Raw genomic sequence first — 14,283 nt, forward strand, 5'->3', positions numbered from 1 at the left:
ACAGAAAAAGGGCTCCCGCAAGCGGGAGCCCGGGTGGGGAGCGATGTGCTTAGCAGATGCGCGTACCCAGCGTCTGCATTTCCTTCTTCAAGTCAAGCTTGGACTTTTCCTCGGCGGTATAGGTGATCAGACCCACGGCGCTGTCGATGATCCCACTATCGTCGCGTAAGGCGAGCTGGTTGTGGACCCGGTCCAGTGACAGGCCGTTGCCCAGGTAGATGGCGTCGGTCTGACTGGTCCAGAGTTGGTAACCCGCGTTGTTGTCCACGGGGATCTCGTAAGCCGGGTCCTTTTCGGTCAGGGCGACCAGTTGGAACTTGTCGCCGATGGCACATGACCCGCCAATGGTCGAATAGCGATTAGAGCCATCGTCCGTCGTGAGTAACAAAACGCTCCCGGCAGCAACGTTTTCGGCTAAGTAATCCTTAGCAGCATCTTTAATCTTCATTTCCATTCTCAATGCCCTCTTTTCTTCTATCCTGTTAGCAATTAAATTGCGCACAACTATTTTATACACCTCTCCCAATCCACTGTAAAGTCATTAGCTCATCGACACGCGATAAATTTGGGGAAATTACACTCTAAAAAAGCATCTGTGCTTTATTTATGTTGAAATCTGAACCCAAATCAATCATTTTAAATTTCCGTGCGCCCATATTTATTCAGTTCTTTCCGAAATTTCAAGCTAAATACTGGTATTGAAGCTATTAACATAATGATGCCTAATACAATTACTATTTCTGATATACTAGCAACTCGAACTAAAGGTGCACTCATCAACGCAGCCACTGGATTAGCAATTGAAAAAATCGTTAGTACTGATCCAACTATTAAACCAATATTCTTAGAGTTAGCAGAAATCTGGATAATTGAAAAATAGATTACGGACGAGATGCTGTTCAATACGCCATAACCGATCCATATCACAGCAATATATATAACGTTTACAAGCTCATGCGGCAATATGGCATTAACGCCTAACAAAATTAGCATGATTGCTTGACCAGCTAATAAGTATGGATAGATTCTGGGTGAATTCCAATATTTATGTTGTTTAGAAAAGACTAAAGCACCGATGATACCACCTACAGTGAATGAGATGTCAATCACGTTATATACAATTTTGAATCTTCCAAACAAGTCAATACTATATTTTGGCATTAATAGCCAAATTGACCAAAAGCAAAAATTTGTAATTAATGCTACCGGTATCATAAAACTAATCAACCTGTTCTGAATAACTAACTTCAATCCCGCTATGAAGTCATAAAACACCTTATTTACATTCATTTTAAGCTTATTTATAGGTGCTACATCTGCATGTAGATGATAGAGCAAAATTAGTGAAAGACTCAGTGAAACAGCAACAATGATAAATGCAGATACAGGTTTTTTTAAAATTACCATGACAACCGAAACTGCCGAGGAACCGACTGTAGCAATTTAATTTGCAACTGAAACCCAAGAATTCACCGTAAAAAGCTCTTTTTTGTTCGTAACCAAAACTGGTGGAAAAGTTTCTACGAGCGGAGCATATACAATTCCGATTAATGCATTCAGTACAACAACTAAAAAAATAACTTTGTTGGGTCTACATACTAAAAATAAGAGAAGCCCTACTACAATAATTAACAATCGTAACATACCAATTACACGCAATGCCTCCACTTTACTATATTGATCAGCAATATAGCCACCGATGAATGATAACAAAGTAGCAGCCATTGTAAGAGCTCCTAAGCTAGCAACGATTGTTTGATTTCTTGTGCAGTAGTATAGATACCAATATGCATAAGTGGTAACGGATCCCATTGCTAAAGTTCCTAGAAAATCACTAAAGACAACCCTTTTTATACGTTTCATAATTAATCGCCCTCTAAAAGAAAGGAGATACGCCCCGAGTAACCGGATTTTGGGTCCGCAATAATAGTCTAAGCACAAACGGCGTTAAGCTAACTAATATTTCTGGTTGTAGTGTCGTACTAAACACCTTAACAGTATAGCCCAATGTCGGCTTCAGACGCTTCTATTGTAATTCGCTGAGGGATGAGTTTGTATAACCAAATTGTTATCCACCCGCAAAGTAGATGGGGGTTGTTTCACACGCTTTAGCGTGCTCAACCGGGCCTAAAGACAACTACAAAAAAGGCCGGGAGTATCTCCCGACCTGAGCTGTGATGAACTTACGACGTGTAGGAGCGTTTGATCAAAGCAATGACCTCGTCTTCGGACAGGTTCAGCTTCTTCGCCTCGTCGGTGAAACGGCTCACGTAGCGTTCGTAGAACTCCGCGCGGCGCTTCTCCCGGATCATCTCCTCGGCGGTCGGGGTCACGAACATCCCCACGCCCCGCCGTTTCTCAATCATCCCCGCGGCCACCAAGCGGTTCATCCCCTTGAGAACGGTCGCCGGATTGATGTGAAATTCCTTGGAGACTTCCGTGGTCGACGGCACCTGTTCGCCGGCCTGATAGACCCCCGTGAAGATGGCTTCTTCGACCTGCTCGGCCACTTGTAAATAGATGGGTTCTGGACTATCAAAGTTAAATCTCATGGCGTTATCTCACATTCTTTTTGAACTCGGCTTAGTCCTGGCGGGTCTCACTTGGCATGACCAGGTTCAGGTACAGCCCCAAGGTGATCAGGTAATAGATCACGTACAGGCCGATAAAGATCAAGAACGTGGTCCCGATGCCCAGGTACGGGCTCATCGGTGCTGCCATCAGTGGTTTAAACATCTGTAACCCAAACAGAACGTCTACGATTCCCATGATACCAGGAATTGCGAATAAAATCCCGATTTCTTTTGCCAGATTGCCGCGCATCAGGCCGCGCCGGACCCCGACCTTGTTCAGCATCGCGTACCGCCGCAGGTCGCCCGGGGCCCCGGACAGGATCTTGAACATCAGGCACGACGCCAGCATGGCCAGAAAGGCGATGCCCAGGAAGTACCCGATGAACTCGAGGCCGCCGAAGATACCGTTCATCAGTTGATAAGACTGATAAGTGCCGACCGTGAGCGCCCCGCCATCCGCCGCGGGAAATCGCTTCTGCTCACTCCGGTCGAGCTGTGCCAGCACCTTCAAGTCGTCTTGCATGTGCTTGATGCGCACCGTGGTCACCCGGTACGTCTGGCCCTTCAATTGCCGGAAGGCCCGGGCGCTGAGAATTTTCGGTGTCGTAAAGTCACCTAACTTACGCGGGTTCAGCACCATGAAATCGATCCGGGTGGCGCCGTCCTTTTTAAAGGTCTTCAACGACTGCGTGTAGAACTTGGCCCGGCCCCCGGTGGACTGAATCGGCTTGGCCAGCTCGAACGGCTGGGCTTGCAGCTCCGTGGCGTTGTAGTAGGTAGTCTTGCCCACGACCTTTTGGGTGTAGGTGGCCTGGTGCGCCACGTGGAGTTGCTTGATCAACGCCCGTTGGTGAGCGTTGACGTCATGCACGGCCACGGTGTAGGACCCCAGCGAGTCGGCGGTCATCGGCATTTGCCGGTGGTAGCCGGACCCCACGGTGATGGCCCCCAGCGCCATGGCGAACAGCAAGGACACGATGGTCAGCATCCGCGTGTAGTCGTGCACCCGGAAGTTCAGTTGGCCCAACAGGAAGCCGTTTAAATGCCGGTGCGCCCAGCCGGTCCTGCGCAGGCCCCGAATCACGGCCAGCACCGTGGCGTGGAAGATCAAGTAGGTCCCGATGGTGATGGTCACCAGTGCCAAGGGGATTGCGGTCAGCTGCAGGCTTTCGATTGAGGCCATCGCCCAGTAACCCGCGGCGACCAGCAGGATGCCGACCACTCCCGCGATAAATTGCCGCACGGGCCGGACTTTCGGTTGGTTGGCCTGTTGGTCGGCGTGCAGGAGCTGCTGGACCGTGGTCCGCATCAGCCGCGTCAGGTTGAACAGCGAGGCCAGGATGAACAGGCCGATGTACAGCACGGCCGTGAATCCGATGGCCGGCAGGTAGAACGACGTCAGGTGGCTCAGGTGCAGGCCCAGCTGGTCGAGGAGAAAGCCGACCAGAAACTTGCTGGCCAGGATTCCCAAGCCGATGCCGACCGCCGTGGCGACGGTCCCTAAGATCAGCGTTTCCAAGAAGACCAATTCCCCGACGCGCTTGCGCTTGGCCCCCAGCATCATGAACAGGCCGTAGTCGTGCTGGCGCATGCTCAGGAGAAATGAGTTGGCGTACATAATGTAGACCACGGTGATCAGGGCCAGTAAGACCGCCCCGAACCCGAAGACCACGCTGGCGGACTTGACCACCGCGTTGGCCTTGATGAAGGCCTGGTTGGTCGCCAGGTTGGCGAACATGTAGAAGATGGCCGCCGACATGGTCAGCCCGGCCAATAACACCAGGTAGTCCCGGCGCCGGTTCTTCACGCCGGCTAAAGCTAATTTCGTTAACATTCCTGGCTCCCCCTTATTCGCTAAACGTTCCTAATTCGGTCAAAATCTGTTGGTAAAAGTCCTTTCGGTCCTGGTCGCCCCGCTTCAATTCGGACCCAATCTGGCCGTCCTTGATGAACAGGATGCGCTGGCAGAAGCTGGCGGAGAACGGATCGTGGGTCACCAGCAGCACGGACATGTGTTGTTCGCGGTTAATGGTGGTCAGCAGGTCCAGCAGCTCCCGGGCGCTGGTCGAGTCCAACGCCCCGGTGGGTTCGTCCCCCATCAGGATGGCGGGTTCGTGGACGATGGCCCGGGCAGCGGCGACCCGTTGCTTCTGGCCCCCGGAGAGTTGGGCCGGGTACTTCTTTAACAGGTCGGTGATCGACAGCGTCGCGGCGACCTTCTGGATGGCTTGGTCCATCACCTTGGACGCGGTCCCCTTCAGGGCCAGCGGCAGGCCGATGTTTTCCTCGGCGGTCAAGCTCTCGAGCAGGTTAAAGTCCTGGAAGATGAAGCCGACTTCTTGGGCCCGAAAATCGGCCAACTGGTTGCCCCGCATCTTGGTGACGTCGTGACCGTTCACCAGCACGTCCCCCTGGGTCGGCGTGTCCAGCGTGGACAGCATGTTCAACAGCGTGGTCTTCCCCGACCCGGACGCTCCCATGATGCCGACGAATTCGCCGGCCGCCACGGAAAAGTTCAGGCCCTTTAAGGCGGTGTAGGGCCGTTCGCCGGCCTTGCCATAGGTTTTTTCTAAGTTATGCACATCAACGACTGCATTGGTCATGAGTTAATCCCCCGTTTGTTAGTTCATTGGTTAGTTACTTGTGTAATTAACTATAACGGCTTTTGTGGAAAAGTCAACCGCTAATCTGAATTTAGTGGAAAACTTCCCGTCCAGAAACCATTATCATAGATAAAATCATCCGCTCCATGCCGGCGAGCAAGATGGTCGTGGTGGGCACGATTCTGAAGCCCTGTGAAACCCCCACAGGTCTCCAGAACTCGGCCTTGATGTAGGCTGGGAAAGAACCCCAGCCAACATCAATTTCACCACGACCATCAAGTCGCCTCTGTTGCGCTCACACAGGGTGGCCCTGGCCACGAACGGGACGAATTAGCAACTAATCTCGTCATAGCAGTGACTGATAATCGCTGAACAGCCCAAGGTATCGTGATTGTATGTTTCTCACGTTTAACCGTTTCGATTCCCCTAGAATGGTGGGCTAATCGTGACCAATCCCAGTTGAGGGAAATTAATTGGCAGCCGCTTCTGATTGAAGTTAACTAGCGTGACGTGTGCACTTTCTAACCAAGTCCGCCGATGTGAGCCGGGAGGGAGGTCGGAATCGGGCTCAGTAGCCTCGTTTCTGTTGTCCGGGTGGGGTTCCCGGGCTACAGAAAGACCAAGCTTTGAGATCGTCGCGATCTTTGCGAGGAGCTCAAAGTTGTGTCGGCTACGTTCCAGCCCAATTCTGACCGACCGGGAGGCGCTGACCTTCGCCGGCGTGAAGCGACTGTCATCCTCATTCAATTAAATCTACGCCCGGTCACCCATCACCCGCTTCACCGTGTTCCCCTTTAAGTTACCCACCGTCCACAACGAGCCGATTATTCGCGACTCACCGGCTTTAGGGGTAAACTTTAAACTGTGTAAGACAAAACTATTAGAAAGAAGGATTTTTGGCATGAAACAACTCAACTTAGGCGGCACCAACTGGCAAGCCTCCGCTGTAGCCCTGGGCATCATGCGGATGGCGGACCTGTCCGTTGCCGATGCTGCCAAGGCCCTGGAGGCCGCCCATGACGCTGGCATTACCTACATTGACTCTGCCGATATTTACGGTGACGGGGCGTCCGAACGTAAATTCAAGGACGCACTGGCCGCATCAAGCCTGTCCCGCGACGACTTCTACATCCAATCCAAGGGGGGCATCGTCTTAGACCCCGCTCGGAGCCACGATGGTCTGGTCTTCGGGAAGCGCTACGACTTCTCTAAGCAACACCTGCTGGACGCCGTCGATGGCATCCTGTCCCGGATGGGGCTGGATTACCTGGACGCCTTCTTACTGCACCGGCCGGATCCCCTGATGGAACCGGAAGAGGTCGCCGACGCCTTTAACACCCTGCAACGTGAGGGCAAGGTTCGGCACTTCGGGGTCTCCAACTTCGGCGTGCAACAGTATCTGATGGTCCAAGCCGCCGTTGACCAGAAGCTGATGTTCAACCAGCTGCAATTCAGCGCCGCCCACACCGGGATGATCGACGCCGGCATGCACGTCAACATGGACGACAAGTGGTCCGTCGACCACGACAGCGGCATCCTCGAATTCTCACGGCGCAACCACGTGACCATCCAAGCCTGGTCACCGTTCCAATACGGGATGTTCGAAGGCATGTTCATCAACGACCCGAAGTTCAAGGACTTGAACGCCGAACTACAAAAGTTGGCCGACAAGTACGGCGTCTCCAAGAACGGCATCGCCGTCGCCTGGATCTTACGCCACCCCGCGAACATCCAAGTGCTCTTAGGAACCATGAATCCCAAGCACATCGCGGACAGTGCCGCCGGAGCCGACGTGCAGCTGACCAAGCAGGAATGGTACGACATCTACTTCTCAGCCGGCAACGTCTTACCTTAAATTCTCAAATCATTTCACGCATGCGGCGTCGTGGCCCTGGTCACGGCGCCTTTTTTGCGGCCGTCATCCGGACAAGATCTACCCCCAAAACTTTTTTCAAAAGCCCCTTGTGCTTTTTCCGTTTGGTGGTATTATGAAGGTGTTCGTAGGGCGAGTGATTACTCGCTCGACAAAGAAAGGGGATTTTCGGAATGTTCACGACGACTTTTTGGATCTTAGCTATTTGGCTGATTGTTAACGGCGTTTGGACCTGCTTTGCCACGCATAACCAAGCATTGATGAAGTGGTTTGGTTGGATCAACGTGATCGCCATTATCTGGGGCTTCTGGGCGTTCTACGGGGCCGCCAGTGTCGCCGCCCTCTCCGGGTGGTTCACCACCGTAAACTGGGTCAACGTCGTCTTAGCGATCATCCAATTCTACCTGGCTTACCGCAGCACGCACGCCACCGCACAGCAACACTAGTGCTGCACCACCACACTGATCGATTCTCAAAAACGGGTAACGCCATTTGACGTTACCCGTTTTTGAGAATATCAGCTAAAATAGGGATAGTGTCATCTACAAAGGAGTCTTCCCCATGCCCAACAAAAAAATTCTCGATGCGTTTCCCGCGGCGATCAACGCCACCAAGGAACTCACCCAAAAACAAAAGGACGTGCTGATCACCAGCATCCGCCTCTTCGCCGAACAAGGCTACGCCAACACCAGCACCCACCAAATCGCCGTGGCCGCCCACCAGTCTGAGGGCACCATGTTCAAGCACTTCAAGTCTAAGGCTAATATCCTGCGTATCGCTTTGGAACCCATCATCAAGCAGATCATCCCCGACGTTCTGACCGAACTGCAACGGGAGACGCTCAAGCAGCCCATGACCAACCTGCACGACTTTCTCGACTTCTTCGTGCGCAACCGCATGGCCTTCGCCGACGAGAACCAGGACGCCATCAAGGTCTTTCTCAGCGAACTGCTCTACAACGCCGACCTGCGCCAGGAGTTCCTGGCCGGGGCCCCCGCCTCGTTCGTCGACACCTTCAAGGTCGTCATCCACGACTTCCAGCGCCGCGGGCTGGTGGTCGATTGGCCGTTCGCCATCATCTTCCGCCACATCATGTCGATTCTCGGCGGCTACGTGATGGACCGCTACATCCTCTTCCCCGAGCGCGACTGGGACGACGAGGAACAGGCTCACTACCTGGTCGCCGAACTCGAGAAGGTCCTGGCACCTTAACGGCATGATGAACGATGATCACCGCTTCATGCCGACAAAACGACAAGTCGAGGCTACCACCGTTTCTTGCTCAACTAGTAGCACGGCTCGTTTCATTGAAAAAGGAGTTACCATCACACCTGGCACCCATTTGTCCCGTTTAGTGAGTGTTTCCCGCCGTATCAGCGTAACAGAGGCGACTTGCTGGTCGTGGTGAAATTGATGTTAGCTGGCGTCCTTGGCCGGCTTACATCAAGGCCGAGTTCTGGAGACCTGTGCGCCTTTCACAGGGCTTCAGAATCGTGCCCACTACGACCAGCTTGCTCGCCGGCGTGAAGCGCCCATTTTAAGCAATCGTGACCCCTTCATCCAATCTCAGAACCGGTCACGCTCAAATTACTCACGAAAAAACCTCAAGGAGGCCCAACCATGCCCACAAAAACTTACCATATTGGCGTCGAAGCCACGATGGACGTCATCGGCGGCAAGTGGAAGACCGTGATTCTTTGCCACCTGCGCCACCACACCATGCGCACCGGGGAACTGTCCCGGGCGATCCCCCAGATTTCCCAGAAGATGCTGACCCAGCAGCTGCGCGAACTAGAGGCCGACCATATCATCGTGCGCCAGGTCTACAAGGAAGTGCCCCCGCGCGTGGAGTACCACCTGTCGGCCTACGGGGAAACACTGGTCCAGATTCTCCACGAACTCTGCGTCTGGGGGGAAGACAACGTCGACCGCCGGCGAGATGCGGGCGAAGACGTCCGGATTCTGACCCGCGACGACGTGCCCGATTAGGTCCAATTTATCTGGTGATTAATAAGATTTGTTTAGAATGATTCTTATCAATTGACTCCCCCTCCCCGATTCTGTACGCTAGATACAGAACATTTAGGAGGGGATTTTCATGTCAATCGATCCAAGTCGCGCTCAAGATGTCTGGAAGGATGCTGGGGAGCATGTTCAATTCACCGTTCTGAAATTAAATCGTCAGGATCCCGCGCACGAACGCGAGGTCTTCCAAGAATTTTGTGACCGCTCACAGGCCATCGTTCGGTCGTTACGCATCCGCGATGCCAAGCCGGAAACGGGCTCACAACTCAAGGTCTCCATCGGGATCAGCAACGCCGCCTGGGACTACCTGTTCCCGGACGCACCGAAGCCCGCAGAACTGGAAACTTACACGACCTTAAAGGGGCCGAAGTACAGCATGCCCGCCACGGAAGGCGACCTGTTCTTCCACATTCGGGCCAGCAACGAAGCCATCGTCTACGAGTGCCAGACGCAATTCCGGCGGGCCATCGATAGCATCACCAGCGTGCTCGACGAAACGCAAGGCTTCCGCTACTTCGAAGGCCGGGCCATCATCGGCTTCATCGACGGCACCGAGGCGCCCGCCATTGAAGACGCCGCCGACTACGCCTTGGTCGGTGACGAAGATCCAACCTTTGAGAACGGCTCCTACGCCTTCGCGCAGAAGTGGCTCCACGACATGCCCGTCTGGAACCACCTGACGACCGAAGACCAGGAAAAGGCCGTGGGTCGGGAAAAGTTCAGTGATTACGAACTGGACGACGCCGACAAGTTCAAGAACGCCCACAACGTCGCTTCGAAGTTTACCGAAAACGGCGTGGAACAGAAGATCGTGCGGATGAACGTCCCTTACTCCGCACCGGCTTCCGGCAAGACCGGGACCTACTTCATCGGCTACGCTCGGCACTGGAAGGTCACCAAGGGCATGTTGAAGAACATGCTGGAACAGGGCGACTACCTGCTGAGCTTCTCCCAGATTCTCAGCGGCCAGATGTTCTTCATCCCATCCCGTGACCTGTTAGCCAAGATGGCGGAAGACGAATTCCACTAACCTTTACAACATGGCCTCAAAATACCCCCACCCGCGACCGGCGGATGGGGGTATTTTTTCATCTACTGTAGAATTTTAAACACTATACGGACGATGTATCTCCTCACCCGTTTTTCTCTCAAATAATTTGGCGAACCGCCTAGTTTTCTGAAACCCGTCCGGCGGTCTGGCCCCAGCGCGAAAGTGGCCTGTCTCGCTTCCAAAGGTCCCCGGCCCCTTCCGGTAAAACACAAAAAGGGCTTGAGACGTTTCGTCCCAAACCCACGCGATCTTTCATTTTCTATAGCGTTTCCCGTTGCTTCTCGCGCGTCCAGATCTCGGTGATCAGGTCGGCCAACTTGATCTGGGCCATCTGATTCTCCGCGGCACGCTGGACCTGTTGGTAGGCCCCGCGCAACGTCTCCTGGATGTTGCCCCCCACGATGCACTGGGGGTTGGTCTTGTCGTCGACGTGCAGCAGGTTGTCGTTGTCCTCGACGGCCCGGTAAATGTCCAGCAGGGAGATCACGGCCGGCTCCCGGGTCAGCCGCGGCTGGGCGGTCCCCTGTTGCGTGGTCAGCAGGTCGGCCCGCCGCAGCGCGCTCATCAACCGCCGAATCAGCGCCGGATTGGACTCCACGCTGGCGGCGATGGCCCCGCTGGACAGGTCGCTGTCATGATAGATCTCCACGTACGCCAAAATGTGTACGGCGTCGCTGAGTTTATGCGAATACCGCATGGTCATCCCTCGTTTCTAGTGTTTAGCGCCATTATCCCCCGCGGCCAGCTGTGCCGTCAAGAAGTCCGGCAACGACTGGGCGGGCCGGCCCATGATCCGACGGAAGTCAGCGGTCACCGTGGCCAACAGTCCCTGGGCCCCGCCGGCGTACATCGAAGCCAGCATGTGCCCCTCGTTGCCTTCATTGTAAAGGTCGGCGAACTGCTGCAGCGTCACCGGCGCGTACCCGATGGGCGCCTGCGCGACCTGGCTTAAGACCCGCGCCAGTGCCGGCATGGTGTAGGAGCGCTCCTGGGTCAGCGTGTAGCTGAGGTGGGTCCAGAGTTGCGGCGTGACCGCGACCTTGGCGAAGGCCGCGGCGCTCTCGGCCAGACTGATGAAGCTCAACGACGCGTCCCCCATGGGGTAGATCACGTTGCCCCGCGCAATCAGCTCGGGCAGGTACGGCACCAGCGGGTCGGCGTACAGGGCGTTGCGCAGGATGGTGTAGGACAAGTCCGTCTCAGCCAGGCGCCGGGGCACGTAGCCGTAAAAGGCCGACAGGTCGAAGGGGTTGGTCGCCTGGTCGGCAATGAACCCCATGACCAGAAAGTGTCCCACGCGAGCGGCCTCAGCCGCGGTCACCACGTTTTCGAACTCCTGGACCCGGCTGAAGCTGGTGTGGCTCTTGCTGGGGATGTAGATGGCCACGTCGGCGCCGGTCAGGACGGCCCGCACGCTGGTCGGATCCTGGTAGTCGAGCGGCTGGACCGCCATTCCCAGTGCCGCCAGGTCGGCGGCCTTGGCCGGGGTGTGCACGCCTAGCGTGATGGTGGTCGGGGCGGTCAATTGCATCAGTTGGGCCACGACCTGCCGGCCTAAATGCCCGGTCGCACCGGTGACAACGTACTTCATCAGCAAAACTTCCTTTCCTTTTACGGGAGGTGCTTACCTGTTACTTTTACAATCACATTAAGTGTTACTCATATTGTTACACCATTTCTCCCACTTGTCAAGTCCATCCGTTTTTCCCCTGCAAATTCGGCGCCGCTTGGGCGGAAAAAAGGTATAATAAGGGTGAATTTATTAAGGGAGTGATTTATATGGGGCAATTAACCGATAAAGTCGCCATCGTCACGGGCGCTGGGTCCGGCATGGGCCGGTCCATGGCCGAGCTGTTCGCCAAGGAAGGCGCCAAGGTCGTCGCGGCCGACGTCAACCAGGACCGACTGAACGAGACGGTCAAGGCCGTGACCGACGCGGGCAACACCGCCGTGGCCGTTCCGACTGACGTCACCAACGAGGCCCAGGTGACCGCTATGGTCCAGGCCGCCGTGGACCACTACGGCCACCTCGACATCCTGGTCAACAACGCCGGGATTATGGACAACATGTCACCCGTCGGCACCCTGACCACCGAGCTGTGGGACAAGGTCATGACGGTCAATACCACCAGCGTGATGCTGGCGACCCGTGAGGCGCTGCGGCTATTCACCAAGCAAAAGCACGGGGTCATCTTAAACATCGCGTCGGTCGGCGGAATTGCCGGTGGCCGGGCCGGGGCCGCCTACACTGCTTCCAAGCACGCCGTGGTCGGCCTGACCAAGAACACGGCTTACATGTACGAGAACCAGGGCATCCGGACCAACGCCATCGCGCCGGGGGGCATCAAGACCAACATCGCCGACTCGATGGGCGACATCAACCACGAGGGCTTGTCGCGCCAGAGCATCGGTATGCCACTCTCTCCCCAACCGGGGTCCGGTGACGAGATCGCCCAAACGGCGCTCTTCCTGGTCTCCGACGCCGCCAGCTACGTGAACGGCGTCATCGTTCCGGTCGACGGGGGCTGGACGAGCTACTAAAACTGACCATTTTAAATCACCATGCAAAAACGCCTGAGAGATTAATCGTCCCTCAGACGTTTTTTTAGCTTGCGCCTCAATCCAAAGCAGGAGAAATTTTTCTCATTGCCAAGATGATAAGCGCCAGGCCCAAATAGGAAATACCGGCAACTAAGCTGAACATCCGAATCCCCAAGAGGTTAATGAGCATTGGGATGCCCAATAATCCAATTGGCTGCGTTAAATTGATCAGTGAGAAGTAACTATTAGAAACAGTTGCTAATCTTGATTCTGGAATGACACGTTGCAAGACCGTCTTAGATGAAATGTTAAAAAAGGGCAACGCAGCTCCCAAAAGTAGCAATCCAACAAGAGTTGCAACAATATTTTGGGATTCCCCAAATAATAAAAATGAGGCAGGAACTTGAACAATTGCAATTTGGAGAAAGGTATGAATTCTTACTCTCTCATAACTAAGTCTGTAAATAATAGATCCCATCAAAAAGCCGACTGAGAAAAACGAGTCCATGACTCCCATTAGCTTTACATTCTGAAAAACTTCGCCTGACATTTGGGAAAAGTAAACACTATTGGGCGCTAACAGAACATTGAAGAGGAGTGCCGTCACTAATACGGGCGTCAACGGGGGAAAATCGTGCAGTAATTGTTTAACAAATCCGAAGCTGTTCCAAAGATTGCTTTTGTACTCTCCCCCAGCGTTTCCCATGAAGGGACGCGTTGCTGTCTTTGGCTCAGATAATCTTAGTAGAATCAAGCCAACAACGACATAAGAAAGAAAATCGAATAGGAACAAATATTCAATCGGCATAAAACTGGTCAGACCGGTTACCAGGACTCCGGAAAAAAGTCCGGCACTAGTTCGTGCGGTACTGATGGCCGCATTAATCTTGTTATATTCATCTTTTTCAAAAAGTTGTACCGTTAGCTTTACGACTATTGGATCGAAAAATTCTGAAAAGACATCGTAAACAACCGCACAAATCACTAAAAGTACGAAGCTTTTTAAATTAATATATACGCACAGAAAAATGGCAATCACAGAAGCTGCGGCGGCTACACAACTTTGTATCAGTAGCCACTTTAAATGTGACTTCTGATCAACAAAATAGCCAATGGGCGCCGCCAATAGAATTTCAGGGACAAAGATACTAAACGTTAGAATGCCGACATAAATTGGATTACGGAACCAATCTGTTGTCAGAATAATTAGCGCAATTCGCGAAAATCCACTGCCAAATTCGTTTATGAACTGACCAAATAGGATAATATTCTTATTATTCACAGCTCCCCCTCCTTTATTGCCTATAATAATAGCAGGCATAAAATGAGTGTTTTATAATGATGCCATATAGGACAATTGGGGGTGCTTTCATGAAAACAATTGGCGAAACACTACGACAAATCAGAGAGAGCAAAGGGTTAAAATTAAAAGACCTGGCAAACAACGACGTGTCAGCGACCTTTATCTCAAAGGTTGAAAGAAACGAATCTAATATCGGGCTTAATAAATTTGAAGCACTTCTTAAAGGGTTACATGTGTCCTATGACGAGTTTAAGTATCTGGCAGATTGTAAAATTTAAGTTGAACATTTAAGTGGACAGAAAAAACCATCAAGG

At 53.2% G+C, this 14,283-nt stretch carries 16 protein-coding genes; 7 read left to right on the forward strand and 9 right to left on the reverse strand.

What is annotated here, in order from left to right:
* Positions 1-49: 49 nt before the first annotated feature.
* The 6 genes from FD37_RS07990 to FD37_RS08010 all read right to left on the reverse strand — a co-directional run bounded on the left by FD37_RS07990 (position 50) and on the right by FD37_RS08010 (position 5,176).
* Positions 50-454, reverse strand: a complete 405-nt coding sequence (locus FD37_RS07990) for an iron-sulfur cluster biosynthesis family protein (protein ID WP_045807425.1) — start codon at positions 452-454, stop codon at positions 50-52.
* A 182-nt stretch (positions 455-636) separates the two neighbouring features.
* Positions 637-1,407: an MFS transporter gene (locus tag FD37_RS07995; protein ID WP_147007755.1), complete on the reverse strand. Its 771-nt coding sequence runs from the start codon at positions 1,405-1,407 to the stop codon at positions 637-639.
* Between the two features lie 36 nt (positions 1,408-1,443).
* Positions 1,444-1,863: an MFS transporter gene (locus FD37_RS12815; protein WP_147007756.1), complete on the reverse strand. Its 420-nt coding sequence runs from the start codon at positions 1,861-1,863 to the stop codon at positions 1,444-1,446.
* Positions 1,864-2,183: 320 nt separating this feature from the next.
* A complete protein-coding gene (locus FD37_RS08000) occupies positions 2,184-2,552 on the reverse strand; it encodes a GntR family transcriptional regulator (RefSeq protein WP_045807426.1) in 369 nt (122 codons plus the stop codon).
* Between the two features lie 31 nt (positions 2,553-2,583).
* Entirely contained in the window at positions 2,584-4,407 is a 1,824-nt protein-coding gene (locus FD37_RS08005) for an FtsX-like permease family protein (protein ID WP_056964670.1), read from the reverse strand.
* 13 nt (positions 4,408-4,420) lie between these two features.
* Positions 4,421-5,176, reverse strand: coding sequence for an ABC transporter ATP-binding protein (locus tag FD37_RS08010; RefSeq protein ID WP_056964672.1), 756 nt, complete (start codon positions 5,174-5,176; stop codon positions 4,421-4,423).
* A gap of 901 nt (positions 5,177-6,077) precedes the next feature.
* Between FD37_RS08010 and FD37_RS08015 the strand changes: the two genes are divergently transcribed.
* From FD37_RS08015 to FD37_RS08035, 5 genes are all read left to right on the forward strand, one after another.
* Complete coding sequence (locus FD37_RS08015) at positions 6,078-7,031, forward strand: aldo/keto reductase (RefSeq protein ID WP_045807429.1); 954 nt, start codon at positions 6,078-6,080, stop codon at positions 7,029-7,031.
* Between the two features lie 191 nt (positions 7,032-7,222).
* Complete coding sequence (locus FD37_RS08020) at positions 7,223-7,495, forward strand: hypothetical protein (RefSeq protein ID WP_045807430.1); 273 nt, start codon at positions 7,223-7,225, stop codon at positions 7,493-7,495.
* A 115-nt stretch (positions 7,496-7,610) separates the two neighbouring features.
* Positions 7,611-8,261 carry a TetR/AcrR family transcriptional regulator gene (locus tag FD37_RS08025; protein WP_045807431.1) on the forward strand — a complete coding sequence of 217 codons (651 nt, stop codon included), beginning with the start codon at positions 7,611-7,613 and terminating at the stop codon, positions 8,259-8,261.
* A 408-nt stretch (positions 8,262-8,669) separates the two neighbouring features.
* Positions 8,670-9,038 (forward strand): winged helix-turn-helix transcriptional regulator, encoded by a 369-nt coding sequence (locus tag FD37_RS08030; protein WP_045807432.1) that lies wholly within the window; start codon positions 8,670-8,672, stop codon positions 9,036-9,038.
* Between the two features lie 109 nt (positions 9,039-9,147).
* A complete protein-coding gene (locus FD37_RS08035) occupies positions 9,148-10,104 on the forward strand; it encodes a Dyp-type peroxidase (protein ID WP_045807433.1) in 957 nt (318 codons plus the stop codon).
* Between the two features lie 280 nt (positions 10,105-10,384).
* On the opposite strand, the gene FD37_RS08040 is transcribed toward FD37_RS08035, so the two are convergent.
* Both FD37_RS08040 and FD37_RS08045 read right to left on the reverse strand, forming a co-directional pair.
* On the reverse strand, positions 10,385-10,822 hold the full coding sequence (locus FD37_RS08040; protein WP_045807434.1) for an Rrf2 family transcriptional regulator: 438 nt from the start codon (positions 10,820-10,822) through the stop codon (positions 10,385-10,387).
* Between the two features lie 15 nt (positions 10,823-10,837).
* Positions 10,838-11,716, reverse strand: coding sequence for an NAD(P)H-binding protein (locus FD37_RS08045; RefSeq protein WP_056964675.1), 879 nt, complete (start codon positions 11,714-11,716; stop codon positions 10,838-10,840).
* Positions 11,717-11,904: 188 nt separating this feature from the next.
* Between FD37_RS08045 and FD37_RS08050 the strand changes: the two genes are divergently transcribed.
* Positions 11,905-12,666 carry a glucose 1-dehydrogenase gene (locus FD37_RS08050; RefSeq protein WP_045807435.1) on the forward strand — a complete coding sequence of 254 codons (762 nt, stop codon included), beginning with the start codon at positions 11,905-11,907 and terminating at the stop codon, positions 12,664-12,666.
* Positions 12,667-12,742: 76 nt separating this feature from the next.
* Here FD37_RS08050 and FD37_RS08055 read toward each other — a convergent pair whose 3' ends face one another.
* On the reverse strand, positions 12,743-13,948 hold the full coding sequence (locus FD37_RS08055) for an MFS transporter (protein WP_056964677.1): 1,206 nt from the start codon (positions 13,946-13,948) through the stop codon (positions 12,743-12,745).
* Positions 13,949-14,037: 89 nt separating this feature from the next.
* Between FD37_RS08055 and FD37_RS08060 the strand changes: the two genes are divergently transcribed.
* Complete coding sequence (locus FD37_RS08060; protein WP_162256124.1) at positions 14,038-14,247, forward strand: helix-turn-helix domain-containing protein; 210 nt, start codon at positions 14,038-14,040, stop codon at positions 14,245-14,247.
* Positions 14,248-14,283 lie beyond the last annotated feature (36 nt).

The sequence above is a fragment of the Levilactobacillus spicheri DSM 15429 genome, from assembly GCF_001435095.1.
GTDB classification, from domain to species: Bacteria; Bacillota; Bacilli; order Lactobacillales; family Lactobacillaceae; genus Levilactobacillus; species Levilactobacillus spicheri.